Below are 22779 nucleotides of genomic sequence, written 5' to 3' on the forward strand. Positions count from 1 at the left end.
GCCTTCTTCATCCTACGCAAACGCTATTCCCTCGGCGGCGAACCGTTCTTTAATAGCCAGGTTAATCTCCTGTATCCCGGCCAGGTATTTCTGGTAATCGGTCCCTTTCCACCAGTGGGTGATCAGGATATTACTTGCCGCGCCGCTAAACTGGTTGAAGCTGATCCACACATCCTGTGTCATCGGCTGGCCCCGATAGATGGTTTCCAGCAACGCCAGCGCGCGTTTAATCTTTTCGGCCGGCAACTCGTGCGCCAGCGATAGGTTCGTCACCGTTTTAATGCTGGGGCGGCGGGATAGGTTGGTGATAATGCTGTTGCCCATTGTCTTATTGGGCACCGCCACCAAATGGCCATCCGGGCTGCGCACTCGGGTGCTGCGCAGACCCACGGCCTCGACGGTTCCTTCGGCCCCATCGAGCTTGATCTGATCGCCCACACGAAAGGGCTTATCCACGAAAACCGCCACAGCGCCAAACAAGTTGCCCAGGGTGTCCTGCGCCGCCAGACCGACGGCCAGCCCGCCAATCGACAGAGAAGCAATTGCCGCCGTGATATTAACGTCCATGTTTTGCGCGGTGACCAGAATGGCCACCACGATCACAAAGGTGTTCAGGCTGATATGGATGACCGAAAACAGTTCGTCATTGAACTTGCGGTCTCCCTCCTGTCCGTGGCGTCGGCGCCAGATGCCCAGCAACAGCCCGAGCACCTTGATGGCCAGGTACGTCAAGGACGCCGCGACCACCACGATAAAGGCCTTCGAGAGATACAATTTCGCCAGCACAGACCAATCGAACAGGTTGAGCCCGATATCCAGCAGCGCCACGAACACAACAAGCTGGATTGGCCCGTGCAGCAGCTTGACCAACAACCCCTTCACCTCGCTGTGTGTGGCAACCCGCTTTAACCAGAAGTTGGTGATAAAATGAATGAGCTTCGAAATGAGGAACGCCAGGAGGATGTAGATCACCGAGGCGATGTACTTCCAAAGGGGCTCGCCCAGAAACGTCACCTCGCGAAAGAGCGCAATTTCATCGAGTCTGAAGGTCAGAGGGTGCGCTTGCCACTGCTCGACGTTGCGGACCAGGGCCGAAAGTTCGTTGGTGGAGGCAGGTGGTTTATTGGTGACGGTTACCGCCGCTGCCCATAGACTCCAGGCCCAAGCAATCCCTGCCAGGACCAAGGCCAGGCGAAAAAGCCGTTCCAGCTTCAATTTCATTGGATGTATGGACAATCTGCTGATTGCGCCTTCGCACCTGTTTTAAAAACGGCCCACTGACATCGCCCCGTTTTGGTTCTCAGCCCCCCGCCACAATCCGCACAATTTCCAGGCGATCCCCGGGGCGCACTTGGCGCCGCGCGAATTCCGAAGGGGCAACCGCCTGTCCGTTATGCTCAACGACCACACTGCGCGGCGGCAGTTGGCGCGCGATTAAAAACTCTTCGAGCGAGCAGGGCAATGTCGCTTCTGTGGGCTGTCCGTTAGCTGTGATAATGGCAGAATTCATGCACGGTGCCTGTCGGCGCGCGGCCTGGCCGCCTCAGGCTGTCAGGGCCGTATCCCAATCCTTCCAGACCGGCTCATAACCCAAACGCCGGATGCGTTCAGCGACCTCATGCGGCGGGCGCTCGTCAGCAATCTGGAATTGCCCGGTGGCCCGCATCTCTCCGTTAGGGGCCCATTCGCTGGCGCCTAACTCGACAATCCGCCCGCGTTCGGTGTGGTGGAGCGTTTCCTTGCCTGCCCCAGTATAGCCGCCCGGTTCGGTATGGCTTCCGGCGCTCATCAAAGTAATTCCCAACGGAATGAGCCCGTCCCGAAGCTTGGGCGATTCACGCGTCGAAAGGACAAGCCCCACATCGGGGAACATCAGACGAAAGGCGCAGACCAATTGGACCATGTCGCGATCCGTCATTTGGGTAAGCGGTTGGAACTCGCCGGCACAAGGCCGCAGCCGGGGCAGTGAAATCGTTAGCGACGCCTTCCAACATTCCCGGAGCAGATACTGAGCATGCGCCGCCACGCTCAGGGCCTCGAAACGCCAATCGGCCAGCCCGTATAACGCGCCGACTCCCAATCGCCGGAACCCGGCGGCATAGGCGCGTTCAGGTGTTTGAAGGCGGGAAGTAAAGTTCCGTTTTGGCCCCGAGGTGTGCATTTGTTCGTAAATCGCGCGGTCGTAAGTTTCCTGGTACACGACCAAGCCGTCTGCGCCGGCCTGAACCAGGGGCGCGTAATCCGCTGTTTCCATCGGCCCGATTTCGAGCGAGACACTGGGGGCCAGCTCATGCACCGCCCGCACGCACTCCGCCAGGTAAGTGTTCGAAACGAATTTCGGATGCTCGCCTGAGACCAGCAGGATATTGCGGAAGCCTTGCGCGGCCAGCGCCCTGGCCTCCCGCTGCACCTCGGTAACCTGCAGCGTGACGCGCAGGATCGGGTTGTCGCGCGAGAACCCGCAATACCGGCAGTTGTTGATGCATTCATTCGACAGATAGAGCGGCGCAAAAAGCCGGATGACCTTCCCAAAGCGCTGCCGCGTCAGTTGCTGTGCCGCCCTGCCAAGCGGTTCGAGAAACTCGCCCGCAGCGGGTGAGATGAGGTGGGCAAAATCGTTCAGGGACAACACGGCGCATCCCATGCTTTGCCGAACAGCTTGGGGCGAGGCGCCCAGCGACCGCTGCACGAGCCTCGGAAGGCAAAGCGAATCGAATACGCCGGTAAAACTCATCGGCAAAACCTAGCAAAGCCGTGGCAATTGTCGAGAGCCGGCCCGGCCGGCCCCTTTCTTTGGCGAAAACAGGCCGGCTGAGCGAGAATTGCTGCCCACGCATCAGCAAGCCCGCCCTGTTGGCTAAAGAGGATGTGCTCGTCATTCCCAAGACAAGCCGCCGCGAACGCTTGAAGGAAAATCTCGGCGCTCTGCAGCATCCACTCAACTCAGAGCAGCTTTCCGAACTGGAGCGCCTCTTTCCGCCGCCCTCAGGGCCCGCCCCGCTGGATATGCTCTAACCCAATCAAATGCGCTCCACTTTGACCTCGGCCGCCAGGCGATCCACTGCAGCGGGCTCGATGTCTCCCGGCATGGCCGACAAGGCATTGGCTGCGCCGAGAGCGGCCGCCCAACTGCACGCCTGGCTAAGCTGTTGGCCCTGTACCAGGCGCCAGGCCAATCCTGCCGTGAAGGCGTCGCCGGAACCAATCGGGTTCACGGCGGCAACAGTGGGAGAATGGATTCGCCACACCTCATGTCCATCCAACGCCAGGGCAGGTTCTTTGCCGGCGGTGACGACTACTCGCCGGGCGCCAAGCTGAAGGATTCGGCGCATGGCCGCGATGAGGGCCTCCTCATTCTCGAGCGGCTGCCCGAAGGTGGCAACCAACTCCGCCCGATTGGGCTTCACCAGCCCGGGTTGCGCCTTCAACGATTCCAGCAGAGGAGCCCCTTTGGCATCGACTATCGAGAGCGCCCCTGTTTGATGCGCCAGCCGAGTGCAACGCGCGTAGAAATCAACCGGCCCACCAGGAGTGAGGGTCCCGGACATCACAAGAGCGGCGCAGTCTTTACTGCGCGCGGCGATGCGGCCATAGAGCGCCTCATAATAGCTGCTGGAAACAGCGCGACTTTCCTCGACCAACTCAGTCACCTTCCCGCAAGACTGGTCGATAATAGTAATGCACTGGCGGGTGCGCTCGGGAACCGTCACGAAATCAATTTCCACTCCAAGCTTCAGAAGTGCCTCGCGCACCCAGGCGCCCCGGTCGCCTCCCAAGAACCCAGCCGCTAGAGGCTCTTGGCCGAGCGCTTTGAGCACTTTGGCCACGTTAATCGATTTGCCTGCAGCTCCGTCCAGAGTGGTTGCTGCGCGATTGACTGCATCGGTCACAAACTGAGGAAAGAGCATCACCCGCTGGGCAGCGGGTGTAGGTCCAATGCACAGAATTGTCGAGGTCATTTGTCTCTAATCAGTCAAAGCATTTGCCGGCCTCGGCGGAGTCTCACACGCCAGGCTGCTCTGAGCAAACCAAGTTTCGGAGGGGAGTACCCCATTCGGACTGCGTCCAGCGCGGCGTACATTGATTCATGCGACCGCTGTGGAAAGGAGCGATCAGTTTCGGCCTCGTGAACATCCCGGTCGGCCTGTACTCCGCTCTGAGCCGCCAGGCCACAGTCGATCTCGACCTCCTCCGGGATTCGGACCACAGCCGCATTCGGTACAAAAAGGTAGCTGAGGCCGATGGCAAGGAAGTCCCCAAAGAACATATCGTGAAGGGATTCGAATATGAGAAGGACCAGTACGTGGTTTTGACCAACGAGGATTTCCAGCGCGTGCAGCTTAAATCCAACCAGACGGTGGATATCCGGGAGTTTGTCAAAGCGGAGGAGATTGAACCGCGCTTTTATGAAGCCCCTTATTTTTTGGCGCCAGAGAAGAGCGGGGTGAAGGCCTATGTGCTCCTGCGCACGGCGCTGGAGAAAAGCGGGCTGGCCGGCGTGGCCAAAGTGGTCATCCGCCCCCCGCGGGAGCACTTGGCCTTGTTAAGGCCGCTGGAGGGTGTCCTGCTGCTGGAAACGATGCACTTTGCCGGCGAGTTGCGCGACCCGGCCGAGTTGCGTCCGGCCAAAACGGACATCGGGGAAAAGGAGTTGAAAATGGCGCTCTCCCTGGTGGAGACCATGACCGGCAAGTGGGAAGCAGAAAAATATCACGATGAGTACCGCGAGTCGTTAATGAAGATCATCGAGCAGAAGGTCAAGGCAGGCGGGCGCAAGATGCCGTCGGCTCCGCCCGAGCAGAAGCATCCTCCGGGTAAGGTTATCGATCTGGTTGCACTGTTGCAGGAGAGTCTTGGCAAAACCCAGAAGCAACCCCGAAAGAAGACCGCTGCCACGGTCGCCCACCGCAAAGCGGCATAGGTAAAAAAGAGCGGCGCTCTGTCGAGCGCCGCCACAACCAGCAATCCTTTTAAGGATGCGAGGGATTTCGGACGCTACTGGCCGTTGCCCTGGCCGCCGGCAGCATTGCGCCGGGGGCGCGCCATCTGGCTGCGGATCTTCTGCCATTTCTCATACTGATCGGAGCTGAGAATGTCTTTGAACTTCTTATTGGTGTCTTCACGCAAAGCACGGACTTTTTCACGCCGGTCATTGCGCGAGAGGCTGCTGTCGTTGCGCAGTTCGCGCATTTGCTTGCCCTCGGCTTCAAGAGCTGCCGTGACTTTGGTTTTCTGGTCTGACGAGAGGTCAAGTTGGGTGGAGATACGGTCCACGCGCTGCTGGAGGGTCATTCTTCCGCCCCGTCTGGGGGCAGCATTGGTATCCTGGGCCTGCGCAACAGTTGCGCAGGTCAATAGCGCGCCCATTGCCAGCGCTGCAATTAAACTGGTTTTCTGCATTTTCATGTTCTTTTAGTTTTTCTGTTTTCGACCCACTGCCGATTCGGTTTGGGACAGCGGCCATTTCGTTACAACATAAGAGACGCTTGGCGGCTCGTTTGGTTACAACACGCGGGCAGAGATGCAATCAACCTCGAGGAAATGACGCCCTTGGAAACTATCGGGATTTCCGGGATTATAGTCTCTTGAGCCGGAATGGGTTGGGATTACCGCAGAGCAGCCAAGAGCAGGTTTTAATAATAGAATTGCCGCCGTCCTCCTCCTCGTCCTCCATTTTTCAGGGGTTTCGAGGACCAGGACGTCCGGAGACCCGACCCATTCCCAGAATGCGCTTAGAATATTGCTTTACTACACCAGGGTTGCACCGCCTAGGGTGAGCCCTTTGAGCCCCTATAGTCTGTAATCGGTTAGTGACGGCGGGCGCTGCCGCCTAAAGGCGGCGTTCCGCGCGTCCGGAACGCCGGCTTCAGCCGGCAGCCCCGTAGTCACTGAGGCGTTACTATAGTCTCGATTACCACGCTTGCAATCTGGCCGAGGGCACTCCATGCTGCACAAGCGGCATTTGAAAGGCGCACCTTTCTTAGCGCCTGAAGTGAAGTAAATGAGCATAGTACCAGATAACGAATTTGACCTCGAGAAGCTTTTTCTGCCTGCCTGGGCACAGGAGGCGCCCTCTGCGATTAAATACGCCAAATATGAGGGCGAAGCACAGCGGCGAGATGAGAAAGGCCCGCGCGGGCCGCGGCGGCAGGGCCGGCCTGCCGGCCAGCACGCTGGCGCGCGCCCACCCGGAGGTGATCGCCGGCGAAGGACGGACTCCGAGGGCCGCCAGGGCAGACCTGGTGGCGGACCAAGACCCCAGGCCGGACGCGATGCGGGGTTCGATGCGCGTCCAGGGGACCGGCGTCCCCGCCGTGAACCGCCACCGCCTCTACCGGAGATCGCTGTGAATATCGTGCCGGAGGAAAAAGGGGTTGAATCGCTGGCGAGGCAAATCAAAATGGCAGGCCGGGCGTATCCGTTGTTCGATATCGCCCAGATGATTTTACAGAAGCCGGAACGGCACACGGTCGTGTTCGAAATAAGAAAGAACGCCCAGGGCCAGCCGCTCCAGCCCTTATTCCTGTGCGCACTGGACGAGACGCTTTGGCTTTCGGAAGAGGAAGCCATCGCCCACGTGTTAAAGAAGCATTTCACGACGTTTTACCTGCCCGAGCGCACAGCGACCGAACCGCCAAAAGGTAAGTACACCTTTGTCGCCCAATGCGGCATGAGCGGAACCATCCTGGGCCCGCCTAACCACCACGATTATCAGAACCAATTGCGCAAGCTGCACGCCGAACGCTTTTCCCGCATGCCCTTCGAGGCCTATAAGGCGCGCGTCAAAATTGTTCGCGACGAAGAGGTAGTCAAGAAATGGGTCGAAGACCAAAGCTGGAAGACGGAGTATCTTTGCTTGAATCTGCCTGAGCCGGCGCGCCTGGGGAGCATGGAAGCCGTCGAGAAGCACTTCCGCGAGACGCACAAGGACAACATTATTAAGCAAGTCGAGAGGCAATCGATGGCGGGCACCGCCGCGCGCGCCTTGCGCTGTGATGGGCTGGCGCGGCTGGCCCGCAGCGCCTGGGAGGATCAACGCCGATTCCCACTCCAGATAGCCACGGTGCTGAGCCAGCAGTTTGCTGGTCACGGCCTCCAGTTCTTTAAGGTCAATAAGACCATCACCCACGTATCGGTAGCCCGTCCGCACTATTTGGACCTGGTCCTCACGCCGGTTTCGGAAGGGGTCCAGCGGATTGTGGAATTCATTAACGCGCAGCCCAAATGCACACGGCGCCAGTTGGTCGAGGCGCTCGCCCCTGCGCCTGCGGCGGCTCAACCAGTCCCACCGCCTGCGCCTGCCGAGAATCCCACCGCCCCGGCCCGCAGCGAGCCAACACCGGAACAGACGGCTGTCATTTCCGATCTCCATTGGCTTATCCACCAGGGGCACGTCATCGAATTTGCAAATGGCGTTTTGGAAACGGCCAAAAAACCAATCCCCAAGCCGCCAAAGTCGGCGCCCAGACAGCCCGCGCCTGCCAGCGAGACCGGCCCCTCCGCGCCGGAAACGGTTCAGGCCCGGCCTGCCGAGCCGGCGACGTTGGCGGATGCCGCGCCTGCCGCATCATCAGGAATGCCGGTTGAATCTGCTCCACAACCTGCCGATGAGAAGCCTGCTCTCGAGCACCAGGGCGGCCTTACGCCCCCGCAGTCAGAGGAAGCTCTGCCGTCCAATGGCTTGAAGACAGAACATTTCGAGCCCAGTTCCACTTCAGAGCCGAGCCGGAAGGAATCAATCCAAGCTGAAACTGAAGAGCCGGCGGCCCAAACATCCCCCGCGCCTTTAGGCTCGCATCTCTGAAATGGCTTTCAGCAAACTAGGACTCTCCCATCCGATGCTCGAAGGCGTCAAGGCCATGGGCTATACGGAACCGACGCCCATTCAGCTTCGGGCCATCCCCTTGATCATGGCAGGCCGGGATGTCATCGGCAGCGCCCAAACCGGCACCGGCAAGACCGCCGCCTTTGCGCTGCCGATCCTTTCTCAACTCGGCCAGCACCAGCCCCAACCCCGGGTGCTCGTGCTCGAACCAACCCGTGAGCTGGCCGCTCAGGTGGAAACTGCGTTTCGGGATTTTGCGCGGTTCACCGATTTGCACGTGGCGGTGATGTTTGGTGGAGTGGGATATGGCGCGCAGCGCGAGGCCTTGCGCAATGGCGTGGATGTCCTGGTCGCCACCCCCGGGCGCCTGCTGGATTTGATTCAGCAGGGATGTTGCCGGCTGGACCAGATCAAATTCCTGGTGCTCGATGAGGCCGACCGGATGCTCGATATGGGTTTCCTCCCGGATGTGCGGCGCATCCTGCAAAGATGCCCGCGCGAGCGGCACACCTCGCTCTTTTCGGCCACCATCCCGCCCGAGATCGAGACGCTCATCCAGTGGGCCATGAAATCGCCCCAAACCGTCGAAATCGGACCGCGCCGCACCCCGGTCGAAACGGTCAAGCATGTCATCTACGCTGTAGCCGAGGCGCAGAAGACGGACCTGCTCCTGGAATTGCTTCGGCGGGTCAACTACGATTCGGTGATTGTCTTTTGCCGGACCAAGTATGGCGCGGACCGCGCAGCGCATTTGCTCAAGCGAAACAACCACGCGGTGGCGGTGCTCCATTCCAATCGCACGCAGCGAGAGCGCGAGCAAGCCCTTCGCGGGTTTCGGGATGGCCGCTACGAAGTGCTGGTGGCAACAGACATCGCCGCCAGAGGACTCGATATCGCTGACGTAAGCCACGTCATCAATTACGATGTGCCGCAGCATCCGGAAGATTACATTCACCGCATCGGGCGCACTGGGCGGATGGAGGCCAAGGGCGATGCGTTCACCTTGATGGTCGCCGAGGATGGCCGCCACGTGCAGGCCATCGAGCGCTTTATCGGCCAGAAAATCCCGCGCGTTAAACTCGAGAACTTTGATTACCGCTACACCGCCCTCTTCGAGGAGGGCAAGCCCGGCCAGCCCCAGGGCGGGCCTATGCGCGCTCGCGGCGCACGGGTGCGCGGCGGTTACTTCTACGGACCCGCGCGGCGCCGGCGGTAGGTTGAATCGGGATAAGCAAAATGCTAGAATTGGTTGATGGCCAATCCGGATGCTTATCTTTTGCGTGAGAATACCGGCACAGCGGGAGTGGTTCAAACTGCCCGCGATGCCGTCGAGACCTTGGCGCATTTTGAGATTCCGCATCTGATTGTTGGCGGGATTGCGGTCCAGGAGCATGGTTACCCCCGCGTCACCATCGATGTGGACATCGTTGTGCCGGATGCGTTGGAAGCAGTCGAATTTCTCACCGCAAACGTAAGCGGCCCCTTCATCCGCATCCCGGTGCGTCAGGATGGAGTCGAAGACCGCCGAAACCATGTGATTGTCGATCTGCTGCCCGGGGGCGCGGTGCTGAGACCTGGCAACAAGGTCCCCTTTCCATTTCCCACCAAAGTGGCGGACAAGCTCCAGTTGGTGACCCTCGAGGAACTCGTCTCTCTCAAATTGGATAGCTGGTTTGGCGCGCCTTTGCGTCGTCTCAAAGACCGAGCGGATGTAGTTGAATTAATCCTGCGCCGCAAATTGCCGCGCAACCTGGCGGTCGCGCCCGCCGCTCAACAGCTTTATCTGGAGACCTGGGACGGTCTTCAGGCCGAAAGCCAGGGAGCATGAGGATAGATAACTGGTTCCGCGCGTCCGGAAAACGCCAGCTTCAGCCGGCAGCCCCGTCGTCAATGAGGCCTTACCATTGCGCATTGAGCATTGCACATTGAGCATTTGCTATTTTTTATTGCGGCCTCTGACAGTTTTTACGAGGCGCCGAGAATCTTTACAGAGCTGCGCGCAATGAAAAATGTAAAATGCTCAATTCTCAATGCTCAATGCGCCCGGTCGCCGCATGGTTGGAGCTTACCTGCCTAGCTTGCTTCGAACCAGTTCCGGCAGGTATTTCACCGGCACCGCACCCGGTTCAAGAACCGCTTCGTGATAGCGGGCTAAAGAGAACCTGGGTCCCAGCTCACGCTCAATTTGCTGGCGCAGACGGTAATGGGCCATGCGCCCGACAAAATAGGTCGAGAGCTGGCACGAGCTCTGTTTAGCCCGGATAATCTTCAACCGCGCCTCGCCTTCGGATTGGAAACAGTCATGGGTCAGAAACCGCAGGGCCTCGTCATCCGAGAGGTTCGAGCAATGCATTTTGTGGTCGAGGATGGTGTTGGCGACTGTGCGGAGATAAAACTTGAGCTGGTTGAGCCGCAGCGCGAGATCCCCCTGGCCATACCCCTGGTCCAGCATCATCTGTTCGGTATAGACAGCCCACCCTTCGATGTACACGCCTGATTGCAGCAAGCGCCGAATCAGCGACGGGTTCCGGTTCATATACTGCAACTGGACCGCGTGCCCGGGATAGCCCTCATGAATCGTCAGGATGTCGAGCATGTGGTCATTGTATTCTTTGAGGTAACTCTCGACGCGCCGGGCGTCCCAATCTTTCGGTGGCGGGCTGACGGCCAATTGGCCGGCGGCATTGGGGTCCAGCGGCGGGGGCGCCTCCATGTACGCAGTTGAATTGCCGCGCCGGAATTCAGGCATCTCGACAACCTGGCAGCGGTCCGGCTCGGGCAGTTGCAGGATGTTATTGTCGGTAATGAATTTTTTGAGCCGGGCGACCCGCGCCACCATTTCCCGGGTAAGGTCTTCGGACCGGCCATGGTCTTTGGCAACCGCAGCCAGGACCTCCTCGACGGTTGCGCGCCGGCCTTCCGGGTCGTCCGGAGGGAGGGCTTGTCCCGGGTGATAGCGGCTCCAAAGCTGGCGCGCGATGACATACATGTCGCGAGTCACCCGGGCGAACTCAGCCTCGGCATCCGCCATCACCTGGTCCGCGTTCACTGCGGCATCCAGTTCCAGGTCGAGCTTGCGCGCGAACTTTTTTGGTCCCAGCCGCCACTCGCCATTGGCCCTTGGCAACAGGTCCTTTTCGAGAAAATCCTGGTATTGTTTTAAACAGTCCACCACAGGCACGGCGGCGGCCTTGAGCGCGTCGAGCTGGCGTGTCGCTCCCGCGAACTCAAACAGGTCGTGCTGATAAAAGTTAATCGCACCCCGGTTCTGCCGGATAGCCGTTTCGGTATGGACCCGGGGCGGGTTGCGCAGGTTCTCCCTTGCGGCAGCGACGATCCTGGGGATTTGCCCCATTCGCGCGATGCAATTGGCTACATTGGTCTCCAGCGGCATTGTCGATTGCGTCAGCAACAAGTACACGCAATCGTTGATGTAACCGTTGTAAACACGCGGGTCTTCCCTGAACGGATGCAGGTTATCCGTCAGCCACAGGTCTGTCTTGAGGGAATGTTGCAGTATCTCGAAATCAATTTGCGCGGGGCGGGAGAGGCTGGCGTAATCAATTTGCCTGGGCAACTCCGCCATGGCCCGCTCGGTTCGGCGGCGCCATGCCGCCCGGGCCGGCGCGCTCAGGTCATCGAGTTGGCAATCGAATCGGTGGTCGCCCAGCCGCGTGGCTTCCATGGGGCGCATGCGGAAATAATCGTCCAGGTATGCCTTGAAAAAGACTTCGAGTTTTTGCTCCTGGGTTTGGGCCTGGGCATGAAGGTTCATCAGGATGAAAACCAGCGCCAGGGCGCGGCATAACGAGTTTCTCATAAAGCTCCAAAAGGCTAGTGACGACGCAGGGACGGCCTCACATTATGGAGCGCGGCGGCAAGCGAAGCGCGACGCCGCTTTGGAACTGGCTGCGCATGTGGGCAAAAGCGCCGTCGTCGCTGCGCTTTGCCGGCGCGCTCCATGAGTGCTAAAGCCCAGCGACTGGTGTTGCGCATTTTGCTTTTCCCAGCGGCCCAAGCAACTGGTTCGCCCCTGCGCTCATAAGTTCCAGGTCCGTGGCTGTCATGAAAAACTGAAAGCCTTGTTGGCGGTATTTCTGGACCTGCTCGGAACTCCATGCCGGTCTGCCGAGGGCCTTTCCATGTTTCTTGCCGGCAACCGCTATTTTCGCCACCGCCGCATCGAGCGTGGGATGGTCCTGAGCTCCGCGCAGTCCCAGAGAAAAGGAAAGGTCGCTGGTGCCGATGAACAGCACGTCCACGCCCGGTGTGGCCGCGATTTCGTCGATGTGTTCAACGGCGGAAGTATCCTCGACGACCGCGACCACGAGGATATTTTGATCGGCAAAATCGTAATAGCCTTCCGGGGCAGGCCAGCGGGCCTGGGCCAGGTTCGCGCCCGAGCCACGCAAGCCGGCGGGCGGATAACGGCAGGCCGCTGCAGCCTGGCGCGCCAGCGCCGCCGTGCGCGTAAATGGGAAAATAACGCCCAGGACTCCGGCATCCAGGACCCGTTTAGCGGTCCAGAGTTCGTTTACCGGCGGTCGCGCGAACGGCGCCGCTTTGAGGCCACGCGTGGCCAGGACCATGTTTCGCAAGCCTTCGAGCGAGACCGGCGAGTGCTCCATTTCGATCCAGAGAAAGTCGAAACCGAGGCCCGCCACGTGCGCCGCGACTTCGACGTTATTGACGCTAATGACGGCCCCAATTACCGCCTGGCCTCGAGCCAACTGTTCCTTTACCGGGTTTTTCCATTCGTGCGAGGTTGATTGCATTTGGGTGGAGAGTTTTTCGGAGGTGATTTAAAAAATGGGGCCTTGGGACAGATTACAGGGAGTGACCCCGCGTTTTCTGCGAGAAAACTTGAGGACTTCTAATCGCATGTGGTTTTCGGTGGCTTGGACCCAGGGCCAGCCGCGGGTTCAAACCCCGTAGGGGGAACCTGTTTATAGTACCCGCCCGGCTGCCAGCGCCGCCAAACCCCGTAGGGGTGACCTCGCCCACCATCAATCGACAGAGACGCGACAGCTTCCGGCAAGTCACCCCTGCGGGGTTTGGTGTCTTCTGGGCAGGGGCGTTACTATAAACAGGCCACCCCCGAGCGGGGGTTTTGGGATCGGGTGCCGCAAGTCCACTTAAATGCGCAGATGGAAAAATGAGGAGCTGCGGTTTTGGAGCCGGCAATGGCGTCAGAACCGCGAAGGGGTGTTGGTGGAGATTTGGGACGCCCTTCCGCGCAAGACGGTCCTCCCCGTAATTCCTATGAAGGTGTTGAGCCATGAGGCCGTATGGAATTCTGGTCAGGGGGGAGCCCCCGGTCCAGTGTCTTTCAAAAGCCACACCTCGGAGACCTGGCAGGCGCGGCCATTGCCGCCCAGCCTTGGCTCGCCAAACCAGCTCAGCGCCAATTCACCGCCCTCGGTTGCCGCATGGGGAATGGGAAACTCGACCGGTTTAAACGGGAATGGTTTCGTGATATAAGGGTGAACCTCTATATTCCCGCCGGCCATTAGCCGAATCTTGCGAAAGGGACTGTCCCCTGCATAGACCACCCTAATCTTGTAGTTCGCCTTTGGGTCCAGCCCGGTGTAGTGCATCCGCAACGGAGTATCATAAAGGCTCTCGGCGTGGTCAATCCATGAAACACGCCGCGGCCCGCCCGCTTTCTCTTCCGGCTCGTCCACCACCAGGTCCTCCTCAAAATCGACCCGGCTGGACTCCATCGAGCCGGGGTCTTCGAGAAAGCCCAGACCGCGCGCAAGGTGCGGCTGGCGGCCAACGTGGCCCAGGTCATCGTAAAAACCGCCTGGGCCAGGATTGGTCCAATCCACGATTTGACGGAGGGCATCGAGCCGCTCGTTCTCGGAAGTGATTTTGCGGATTTGAGCGAACCGCGCATCGAGCCAAAACCGATCATTCAAAGGATATTCGAGTGTATCGAGGCTGGCGCCGCGATCGATGCCGCTGGCCTGGTACCTTTCCACGCTCAATTGCATCCCGATGCTTTGGAACAGGGCCTCGCCTAATTCCAGGATGCGCTCACGGCGGCTTTGCGAGACGCGCTGGCTTGTTGCGCGGCTCAGAACATTGGCCGCCGCGTCCATCGCCTTCATCGCGCCCTGCGCCGGGGCGTCGCGCAACTGTTCCATGGCCTGTTGTTCGAGGCTCGTCTCAAAAAGCAACCGCTGCCGGATATAGGCGTCGTAATAGGCGCGAAAAAGGCCCTGCTGAAACCGCCAGTTTTTCAGGTCCGCTGGTGTGGCGTCCTTTTCGAGCTTTTGAAACGATGCGAGCGTTGCTTCGACGCTGATATTGGTGAGCAATTCGCCATGCCAATCGCGTTCGAGGGCCAGAAGGCCCTGCGCGAAACTCTCTGCATAACGCTCGCCGATAAAATAGCGGCTATATTGTCGCAGGATAGCCCGCACCGGGGCATCGGGGTCCCAGCCCAGCGCGCTCCAAACCATTTTGTTCACGTCGTCATTGCACCCTTCCGAATAGGTCAGGAAACCGATGGTGTAGGGCTGCATTTTCCGGAAGATGGCCGCCTCGCCCTCGGGCCGCGGGTTGATGCACTCGCGCGCCTCGGTGACCGCGTAGGCCGTATCCCAATCCGGCACGGGATACTGGCACTGGCGCGAATGGGTGATGTCGGGGTAGTGGCGAATGGGGTATTGGGCGGGCACAAGCTGGCGCAGGCGCGGCAGGCTGATTCTCACCTGCGGGCCATAGACAATCCCGCTCAACCAGGCAGGCCGCTCCCGGTTGAGTATCCCAATGAATTCATCCAGCCAGGCCTGGTTGAAGCTCTGGGGCGATACCCACATCTGCGCTCGCGGGTGGTAGCGATGGAGATTTTGAGTTTGCTTCTCGAGCAACGCCATCAGCCATTTCGGCTCGGTATGGCCCGGGTCACCGCCAGGCACAAATACCGCATCGATTCGCGGCAGCTTGCGGAACACCTCACCCCATTCGCGCAGAGCGGACTGGACGGTTTGCGGGTTGGAATAATCCTTGTCCATGGCCGGATACCAAATCCACACATCCAGGCCATAGGAGTCCGCCAGGCCGGACATGCCGATCATCATCTCCATTTGCGGGCGGGGAAAATGCGGGCTGAATGCCGCGTCATCCGAGCGAGGCGGAATCAGTTCGATGGCGTTGCAGCCGAATACCGCCAGGTCGCGGATGTACTGCTCCCAAACCGGCAGGTCCCAGGCATCGTAGGAATTGCACTTGGGCCGGTAGCCGAGCTGATGGCCGCGCAGCTTGTATTTGGGGGCCGTTTGGATGTCAAGGCCAGCGGGCAACGTTGCGCTCCCTCGCTCCATGCGCAGTTCGCGCAACAACCGGCCAACGCCGAAGAGCACGCCTCGGGCATCGTTGCCAATAACGAGCGCCGCCGGATTTCCGCGCGTTTCCTTTGCGCGCAAGCGGTAACCCTCCGGGGCGGGCGGTTGGCTCCTGCGCTCCAACTCGAGTGCGAATGGCCCGGCAAAGGCGCTCAGTTCGGACCGTGGACCGACGGCGATGACCGGTATGTTGGATGGCCAATGCTCGGTCACCGGCCAGCGAATGTGGGTTCGCTTCTCGACTTCCTCGACCAGCATCGTCACCGCCTTCTGTTCCTGCGCGGACAGATTAGGGGGGCGAACCACGACTGCATTGTTCAGGTCGTATCCGGCGGCGCAACGCAACGCCATGACGAGCGCCGCAGCAATCCAGGCCACGCGCGCGCGTGCCCGCCATATATGACGCCGAAGGCGCCCTTCACAGAGAAATCTGCAATCTGCGCTACAACCGCGAGATCCCGAGGATTCTCCCTCTCCCCTTCGGAAGGGGAGAGGGGTCCCTCTGTGTGCAGTGCATCCCACAGTCATGCCCAGGGAAGCGCCCTGACACTGGAGTGACAGCGGCGTCTCATGCTGGCTGCACGCTGAAAGCGTGCTCCCCCCTCTCCTTCTTTGGAGGAGAGGGCTCGGGAGAGGAGGTCTTTTACATGCCTCGCCCATGAGTGTAGTGGTTCTCCCACGGTGGTTTTCGGGCCGGCTTCTTTCCGAGTTGGTCCACAGGCAGGGGCAGGTAGGTCTGATTTTCCAGTTTGCGCATGATTTGAGTGCAGCCCGTCCTGCGCTGAAGGGCGTGCCAAATCTCCACCAACACTCCTTCCCGGTTCTGACGCCACTGCCGGTTCCAAAACCGCAGCTCCTCAATGCCTCGCTCCTCAAGAAACTTCTCTCGCCCGATGTCATGAGCCATCTGCTGAGGCAAGCCGTGTGAAAAGCCATCCAGTTCGATCGAGAGCCGGGCCAAAGGACAGTAAAAATCAAGGGCATACTGGCCAATCGGATGTTGGCGGCGAAATTTGAATCCGGCAAACCGGCCGGCCCGCAAAGCGCGCCAAAGCTGCTTTTCTTCCCTGGTTTGGTCACGTCGAAGACGGCGCAGGTTGGGGGTTGGATTCATCAGCGGCACAGTACAAGGACCTCAGCGTGGAGGCAAGGTAAAGGGCCCCCTCTCCCCGCAGACGGGGAGAGGGAACCTGGCAGCGCGCGCTATCGGTGGTCGGTGGTCGGCAGGCGCTCACCCCCTCTCCCTCCATCCTCAGGGAGGAGCGGCGCGCCGCACTGCCATTGCGTTTAGGCGACTGCGGCGCAAAACGCGATCTCCCTCTCCTCCCTTTGGAGGAGAGGGGCGGGGAGAGGAGGCCCCATTCGCTGCACCCGACCATGAGAGTCCTAAGCGTCACCCAGCGAACGGGCCCCTCTCCCTGACCCTCTCCCCGCAAACGGGGAGAGGGAACCTGGCAGAGCGCGGAGGTAGGAAATGAGGAAAAAACGGCAGAGTCCGAAAAATGGCAGATGAAAAATGATCAATACTCAATGATCAATGATTGCGGGCTTATTGAGCATTGAGCATTCTAGATTTTTCATTGTAAGACTTGGCCTGCCTGGCTTGCGAAGGAGGGGGAGAGTGAGGGCGGCGCTCTCACGGCGAAAAATCCCGAGGGACGGCTTAATGGAGGCCCCCGGCCAATCTTTATTTTTTTTCAAAAATGTCTATTGACATAACGGGGGGCAATCGATGATATTCCGTAACAGCACAAAGCACACCTTATGCGCAGGGTTTCTACTGAACTGTATGAATGATTCAAAACAGGCCGCTTCAAGAGATACCTCCACCGTTGGCGCATTGCGCCGGGGTTTCACGCTCATCGAGCTGTTGGTCGTAATTGCCATCATCGCCATTCTGGCGGCGATGCTCCTGCCCGCCCTGACCAAAGCCAGGCAAAAGGCCCAGGGCATCTCGTGCCTGAATAACCTGAAACAGATTATTCTCGCCTGGCACATGTACAACCTGGATAACAACAGCAAGCTCTGTCCCGCATTCCACGGTGGCGATGCGATGAACGGCAATTATCCCGCTGTTTACGGTCCCGGCTGGGTCGAGGGATGGCTTGATTGGTCAACCAGCCCTGATAATACCAACCTCAATTTCTTGATCAGCGCCAAGTACGCCAGGTTCGGCCAATACCTAAAGAATCCTTCAGTTTTCAAATGTCCCGCCGACAATTACCTATCTGCACCGCAACTCTCGGCAGGATTTAAGTCCCGCGTGCGCAGCCTTTCAGGAAACATCGGGGTTGGTCCCGGCAACGCCAATGCAGGTCCTTGGGCCGCTGGAGTTTACCAGCAATACACAAACGATTATTCCTTCCTGTACCCCGGTGTTGCCCAGACTTGGGTTTACATAGACGAGCATCCTGACAGCATCAATGATGCCGGTTTCTTTAACCCACAGAACCCTACGCAAGTGACAGACATCCCTGCCACGTACCACAATGGAGCCTGTGGAGTAACTTTCGCGGACGGCCACGGGGAGATTCACAAATGGATTGCTTGCATGTCGCAGCCTAAGGCCCAGCACGTTGGCGCTATCAACGGGCAATACAACAACGGGGCAATTTATGGCGCCCGAGGTGACGCCGATATCCATTGGCTCTCCTGGCATGGGGGCACCGTCGGGCCAAACACATCATACTGATTTATTCACAGATGAATCGGTGGATACTGACAATTTGTCTTCTCTGCGCCACGGCTGTGGTGGGTTGTAAGCAACAAAAACCGCCCCCGGGTGCGGCATTCCAAGAGGTGAACGGCGCGCCTCTGGTTCAAGCGTTCGCGGCGGCACAAGGCGACACGCAGGCCACGGTGAGAAAAACGATAATGGACATCCAGGGGTCGTACTACACGGACGCTCTCGGTGATCTCGATAAACTCGCCAGCACGCCTGGCCTTACCGACCAACAGAAAAAGGCGGTTGCCGATCTGTCGGATCAAGTCAAGAAGAAGGCCCAGGAGGCTGCGGGAGCCGGCCAATAGGCAGTCTGCCACCAACCCGCGTGACGGAGGCCTGCTCAAGTCTCTATCTTGCGACGACAAGCTTTGGCGAGGGGCTTGCCGGGGAATCAGTTTGCGTAAACTTCTCCTGCCCGTAGGCGATGCGCCACATCGTCCCGTTGCCGTCTTCGGTTATCAATAAGGCGCCGTCGTGGGCCACCGTGACCCCCACTGGCCGGCCCCACACACTGTGGTTATCGACTACAAACCCCGTTAGGAAATCGTCATACTGCCCCGTGGGGGCCCCGTGGTTGAGCAGCACGCGGATGACCTTGTAACCGGTGCGAATGGTGCGGTTCCATGACCCATGAAGCGCCACAAAGGCGTCGCCGCGAAAATCCGCCGGAAACGCCGCCACGCCGGCGGTCGCGGTGTAAAAGGTCATTTGCAGCGAGGCCGAATGTGATTGCTCGAGCACGTCGGGGACAATTGCCTTGCCCGCCAGGTCGGGGCGTTCGCCGGCATGCCTGGGGTCCTCGTGGTTGCCAATGTAATACCAGGGCCAGCCGTAGTAGCCCCCCTCTTTCACTCGAGTCACGTAGTCCGGCACCAGGTTGTCCCCCAGAGCGTCACGCTCATTGGTGGAGACCCACAAATCGCCTGTTTCCGGGTTGACCGCCAAACCGACGCCGTTGCGGACGCCCGTGGCGAACGGATGAAAAGGCTGATGTCCCTCCGGGTCGGTCACCAGGATGTCGGCCCGGTTCATTTCCGGTCCCCAGGCTGCTCCCACCCCATGCTCAGCCTCCCACGCCCGGATTTCCTCGGGCGTCTTCTTCTTCATTCGGTCAGCCACATTCGAGCCGGAACCCACTGAAATGAACATGCGCTTGCCGTCCTTGGAAAACACCACGTCGCGAGTGCTGTGGCCGCCGGTGCCATCCGCCAGCTTGGGCACAATCACCTCCGGCGCCCCGCCGGCCTTCAAATCCCCGCTGTGATAGGGCAAGCGCACCACAGAATTGTTGTTGGCCACGTACATCCACTGCGGGTTGTCGCCCGGCGGATAAAACGAGATGCCGAATGGACGGTCCAGGCCCTCCGCGAAAAGCTGGTTCTCCTTCGGCGCATCCGCCCCGTCCGTCGTCCGCATGACTCGAATCCGGTTGCGACCCGTCTCGGCGATGAAGATGTCCCCATTTGGCGCGGTGCGCAGCAGGCGCGGGTTGTGCAGGCCATTGGCGAATAGCTTCACGGTGAAGCCAGGCGGCACTGCCAGCGTCGCGTTCGCCGGGGCCGGCACCACCTCGGGGCCATTGCCAGCAGACTTCGTCTCGTAGGGCTTGGGCATCTCGGCCTCCGTGAAATGATGTTGCGCTCCCGGGGCCTGGCGCTGCCAGTCGTTCGGGTCTGTTCCCCCGGCTGTCTCGGGCAGGACCTCGTATTTTAGCGTCACGCCTTCCGGGATTTTCAGCGTTGCAAGATAAGCGATGACATCGGCGCGATTGGCCGGGTCCGCCACCGGTATCGGCATCGTCGTGCCGGGCACTACCACCATCGGGTTGGACAAAAAACGGTTCAAAGTGGCCGGGTTCCATGTAAACCCCGATTGCCGTATCGCCTTGGTGTAATTGAAATTTGGCTGCGACCCTGCGGGCCGCCCCAATACGCCGACCAGGCTCGGCCCTTGTTTCATGATCACCGTGTTGTCCGGCCCCAACACCGGCGAATGGCAAACCGCGCAATTGACTTGAAAAAAGGCCTTGCCCCGCGCGGCATTGCCCGGAGGCGTCTCCTGGGCGTCCAGGTTTAGTGGCGTCAGGGCGGCGATCAACAACATGGCGGGCGCCACCGCGCGCTGGAACAATCTTCGAGGTGACATTTTTTGCATGATTACAATTCCTGCTCAGTTCCGCACAATATATGGCTAAAGCGCAGAATAACCCAAGCCCGCCATACGGCAAGCACTCAAACCGCAACAGGAGTAATCGGTTAGTGACGGCGGGCGCTGCCGCCTAAAGGCGGCGTTCCGCGCGTCCGGAACGCCGGCTTCAGCCGGCACCCCCGTAGTCACTGAGGCATTACCAACAGGAGCGATCAGCCCGGACGCACCGAGCTTTCCACCTTGCGGTTGCTCGGAGTCCCTACCGGCTGGAAGTCGGCGGTACAGCAGGTTGAAAGCTCTTGTCATTACCCACATTTTTCCATGTGCTCATTTAAGTGGACTTGCGGCGCCTGGTCTCAAAACCCCCGTTAGGGGGTGGCCTGTTTATAGTAACGCCCCCGCCCTGAAGACACCAAACCCCGTAGGGGTGACCTGCCGAAAGCTGTGGGAATAATCGATTACATCGGCAACCAGGAACGCCATCATGCGCGAAGGGGTTTCCGAGACGAATACCTCCGGTTTCTCAAGAGGTACGAGGTCCAGCATGAAGAGAGATACACTTTTAGGCCGCTCGATTGATGGTGGGTGAGGTCACCCCTACGGGGTTTGGCGGCGCTAATAACGGGGCGGGTACTATAAACAGGTTACCCCTGCGGGTTTGAACCCGCGGCTGGCTCTGGGTCAGGCCAGCGAAAACCGCCTGCGATTAGAAGTCCTCGAGTTTCCTCAAAGAAAACGTGGTAATGACAAAGGGGTGGAACCTGCGTTACTAAGCGCCGGCGCGAGCGGGCTAAACAGATACCCCCTTCGGAAGGAGAGAGAGAAGCATGAGCACCTTGCGGTCGTAACGCATGTTGCAGACTCCTCTGTACGCGGAAAAACCGGGTGGCTACCTCTTGATCAAACCTGCTGCACCGCCGCCCATCTTGGCCATCATCTTCTGGAATTTGCCCATCTTCTTCATCATCTGCTGCATTTGGGCGAACTTGTTAAGCATCGTGTTGAGTTCGGTGACCGTCGTGCCGCTGCCCTTGGCGATGCGCTGCCGCCTCTTGGCGTTCAGGATGTGCGGATTGCGCCGCTCCTGCAGGGTCATCCCGCATATCATCGCTTCCATGTGACGGAACTCCTTTTCCTGTTTGCTCAAATCATTGTTCTTGGCTATCTCAGCGCCGCCCGGGAGCATCCCGATAATTGATTCCAGCGGACCCAACTTTTTCATCTGGCGCAACTGATCGAGAAAATCCTCGAGCGAAAACTGCCCCTTGCGCATCTTCTCTTCGAGCCGCATCGCTTTGTCCATATCGACCGCCTCGGCCGCTTTCTCGACCAGGCTGACCACGTCGCCCATGCCCAGAATCCGTGAAGCCATGCGCTCCGGATGAAACGGCTCGAAATCCTCCAGCTTCTCGCCTATCCCGGCGAATTTGATCGGCTTGCCCGTCACCGCCTTGAGGCTTAACGCCGCCCCGCCTCGCGCGTCCCCATCCAGCTTGGTCAGAATCGAACCGGTGATGTTCAGCGCCTTGTCAAAATGCGCCGCCACATTCACCGCCTCCTGCCCCGTGGCCGCGTCCAGCACCAGCAACACTTCCTGCGGCTTGACCAAATCGCGCAGGCGGACCAATTCCTGCACCAGCGGTTCGTCGATCTGCAACCGGCCTGCCGTGTCGAAAATGAGCGTATTGCGGTTGCCTGCCCGGGCGGCTTCGAGGGCTTCCCGGGCGATCTTCAGCACGTCCGTTTCCCCGTGATGCGCATAGACGGGCAGTTGAGCCTGCTCGCCGAGCTTTTGGAGCTGGTCCATCGCCGCCGGGCGGTACACATCGGCAGCCACCAGAAGCGGAGTGCGCCCCTGCTTGAGCAGCAAGCGCCCCAGCTTGGCCGCCGTGGTGGTCTTGCCCGAGCCGTGCAATCCGGCCATCAGCACGCAACTGGGATTGCCGCTCAACTGCATTGTGGCATTGGCGGACCCCAGCAGCTCCACCATCTCATCGTGGATGATCTTGATGATTTGCTGCCCGGGCTGGATGCTCTGGATGACCTCTTGTCCGAGGGACTTCGCGCGGACCCGCTCGATGAAATCGCGCGCGACCTTGAAATTCACATCCGCTTCGAGCAGAGCCAAACGCACCTCGCGCAGGGCCTCCCCGACATTATTTTCGGAGAGCTTGCCCAGCCCGCGGAGGTTCTTGAAGGCATTCTGGAGTTTCCCGCTCAGCGCATCGAACATGGCCTCACAGTAGGGCGCCAGGAGCGCATTGACAAGGCCGCCGCTTCGGCTAGATTCACCGCTCGCGTAGCGTTTGATGGTCCGGCCAAGACGGCTCTTTGGGGGTGGCTGGCCCGGTTTCCGCCATCAACGCTTCGGCTATCCGGCGGTAGGTTACCCAAGTGGCCAACGGGGGCAGACTGTAAATCTGCTGGCTTACGCCTTCGATGGTTCGAATCCATCACCTACCACCACCTCTCAAAACGGCTGAACGAAGCCGATTTTCCCTCGCAAAGCGCAGTTTCAATCGCCTTGGGGTTGTTCGCTTCTGTGCGTTTCCTGACTCTTGCCGACTTTTCCGAAATGATGCTCAGAAAGCATACAGAAAGCATACAAAGCCGACGGGCAGATTCCGATCAGATCAATTGCATTGCGTGCTTTGTGTATGCTTTTGGTGGTGGCGATGCCGTGCTTTGGCAGCGTGTCCGCACGCGCTTTGCCGTGCCCAAGGAGCGTT

Annotated in this window: 20 protein-coding genes and 1 tRNA gene; 8 read left to right on the top strand and 13 right to left on the bottom strand. The window is 59.5% G+C overall.

All coding sequences use genetic code 11. The features are described 5' to 3' along the window. Window positions 1-12 precede the first annotated feature (12 nt). From VG146_06635 to thiH, 3 genes are all read right to left on the bottom strand, one after another. Window positions 13-1221, bottom strand: coding sequence for a mechanosensitive ion channel family protein (locus VG146_06635; protein HEV2392024.1), 1209 nt, complete (start codon window positions 1219-1221; stop codon window positions 13-15). Window positions 1222-1300: 79 nt separating this feature from the next. Further along, a complete protein-coding gene (gene thiS, locus VG146_06640; GenBank protein HEV2392025.1) occupies window positions 1301-1510 on the bottom strand; it encodes a sulfur carrier protein ThiS in 210 nt (69 codons plus the stop codon). A gap of 33 nt (window positions 1511-1543) precedes the next feature. Beyond that, on the bottom strand, window positions 1544-2734 hold the full coding sequence (thiH, locus tag VG146_06645) for a 2-iminoacetate synthase ThiH (GenBank protein HEV2392026.1): 1191 nt from the start codon (window positions 2732-2734) through the stop codon (window positions 1544-1546). A 20-nt stretch (window positions 2735-2754) separates the two neighbouring features. Here thiH and VG146_06650 point away from each other — a divergent pair, with 20 nt between their 5' ends. After that, a complete protein-coding gene (locus tag VG146_06650; protein ID HEV2392027.1) occupies window positions 2755-3015 on the top strand; it encodes a hypothetical protein in 261 nt (86 codons plus the stop codon). Window positions 3016-3020: 5 nt separating this feature from the next. Here VG146_06650 and VG146_06655 read toward each other — a convergent pair whose 3' ends face one another. Beyond that, window positions 3021-3959, bottom strand: a complete 939-nt coding sequence (locus tag VG146_06655) for a hexose kinase (GenBank protein HEV2392028.1) — start codon at window positions 3957-3959, stop codon at window positions 3021-3023. A gap of 128 nt (window positions 3960-4087) precedes the next feature. Between VG146_06655 and VG146_06660 the strand changes: the two genes are divergently transcribed. Further along, window positions 4088-4921 carry a Ku protein gene (locus VG146_06660; protein ID HEV2392029.1) on the top strand — a complete coding sequence of 278 codons (834 nt, stop codon included), beginning with the start codon at window positions 4088-4090 and terminating at the stop codon, window positions 4919-4921. A gap of 74 nt (window positions 4922-4995) precedes the next feature. On the opposite strand, the gene VG146_06665 is transcribed toward VG146_06660, so the two are convergent. After that, the gene (locus VG146_06665; GenBank protein HEV2392030.1) at window positions 4996-5406 is read right to left on the bottom strand and encodes a hypothetical protein; all 411 of its coding nucleotides are present in this window, start codon (window positions 5404-5406) and stop codon (window positions 4996-4998) included. Window positions 5407-6001: 595 nt separating this feature from the next. Between VG146_06665 and VG146_06670 the strand changes: the two genes are divergently transcribed. The 3 genes from VG146_06670 to VG146_06680 are packed head-to-tail and all read left to right on the top strand — an operon-like array spanning window position 6002 to window position 9653. Further along, a complete protein-coding gene (locus VG146_06670; GenBank protein ID HEV2392031.1) occupies window positions 6002-7804 on the top strand; it encodes a hypothetical protein in 1803 nt (600 codons plus the stop codon). Window position 7805: 1 nt separating this feature from the next. Further along, on the top strand, window positions 7806-9041 hold the full coding sequence (locus VG146_06675; protein HEV2392032.1) for a DEAD/DEAH box helicase: 1236 nt from the start codon (window positions 7806-7808) through the stop codon (window positions 9039-9041). Window positions 9042-9077: 36 nt separating this feature from the next. After that, a complete protein-coding gene (locus tag VG146_06680) occupies window positions 9078-9653 on the top strand; it encodes a hypothetical protein (protein HEV2392033.1) in 576 nt (191 codons plus the stop codon). Between the two features lie 237 nt (window positions 9654-9890). On the opposite strand, the gene VG146_06685 is transcribed toward VG146_06680, so the two are convergent. The 4 genes from VG146_06685 to VG146_06700 form a co-directional block, all read right to left on the bottom strand. Beyond that, window positions 9891-11645 (bottom strand): DUF885 domain-containing protein, encoded by a 1755-nt coding sequence (locus VG146_06685; GenBank protein HEV2392034.1) that lies wholly within the window; start codon window positions 11643-11645, stop codon window positions 9891-9893. A gap of 148 nt (window positions 11646-11793) precedes the next feature. Next, window positions 11794-12600, bottom strand: coding sequence for an aldolase/citrate lyase family protein (locus VG146_06690; protein HEV2392035.1), 807 nt, complete (start codon window positions 12598-12600; stop codon window positions 11794-11796). Window positions 12601-13125: 525 nt separating this feature from the next. Next, window positions 13126-15555 carry a hypothetical protein gene (locus VG146_06695; protein ID HEV2392036.1) on the bottom strand — a complete coding sequence of 810 codons (2430 nt, stop codon included), beginning with the start codon at window positions 15553-15555 and terminating at the stop codon, window positions 13126-13128. 265 nt (window positions 15556-15820) lie between these two features. Then, the gene (locus tag VG146_06700) at window positions 15821-16291 is read right to left on the bottom strand and encodes a DUF559 domain-containing protein (GenBank protein ID HEV2392037.1); all 471 of its coding nucleotides are present in this window, start codon (window positions 16289-16291) and stop codon (window positions 15821-15823) included. A 675-nt stretch (window positions 16292-16966) separates the two neighbouring features. Between VG146_06700 and VG146_06705 the strand changes: the two genes are divergently transcribed. Together VG146_06705 and VG146_06710 are read left to right on the top strand one after the other, a co-directional pair. After that, window positions 16967-17869: a prepilin-type N-terminal cleavage/methylation domain-containing protein gene (locus VG146_06705; protein HEV2392038.1), complete on the top strand. Its 903-nt coding sequence runs from the start codon at window positions 16967-16969 to the stop codon at window positions 17867-17869. 11 nt (window positions 17870-17880) lie between these two features. After that, on the top strand, window positions 17881-18207 hold the full coding sequence (locus VG146_06710) for a hypothetical protein (protein ID HEV2392039.1): 327 nt from the start codon (window positions 17881-17883) through the stop codon (window positions 18205-18207). A gap of 43 nt (window positions 18208-18250) precedes the next feature. Here VG146_06710 and VG146_06715 read toward each other — a convergent pair whose 3' ends face one another. From VG146_06715 to ffh, 3 genes are all read right to left on the bottom strand, one after another. Beyond that, window positions 18251-20047, bottom strand: a complete 1797-nt coding sequence (locus tag VG146_06715) for a PQQ-dependent sugar dehydrogenase (protein ID HEV2392040.1) — start codon at window positions 20045-20047, stop codon at window positions 18251-18253. Between the two features lie 387 nt (window positions 20048-20434). After that, window positions 20435-20596, bottom strand: coding sequence for a hypothetical protein (locus VG146_06720; GenBank protein ID HEV2392041.1), 162 nt, complete (start codon window positions 20594-20596; stop codon window positions 20435-20437). Between the two features lie 343 nt (window positions 20597-20939). After that, on the bottom strand, window positions 20940-22283 hold the full coding sequence (gene ffh, locus VG146_06725; GenBank protein HEV2392042.1) for a signal recognition particle protein: 1344 nt from the start codon (window positions 22281-22283) through the stop codon (window positions 20940-20942). Between the two features lie 147 nt (window positions 22284-22430). Between ffh and VG146_06730 the strand changes: the two genes are divergently transcribed. Continuing rightward, window positions 22431-22516, top strand: a tRNA-Tyr gene (locus VG146_06730). Between the two features lie 49 nt (window positions 22517-22565). Here the strand turns inward: VG146_06730 and VG146_06735 are convergent. Next, window positions 22566-22779 (bottom strand): hypothetical protein (locus tag VG146_06735; GenBank protein ID HEV2392043.1); only part of this gene is annotated, 214 nt, incomplete at its 5' end.

This window comes from Verrucomicrobiia bacterium (genome assembly GCA_035946615.1).
In the GTDB taxonomy this organism is placed as follows: domain Bacteria; phylum Verrucomicrobiota; class Verrucomicrobiia; order Limisphaerales; family UBA8199; genus DASYZB01.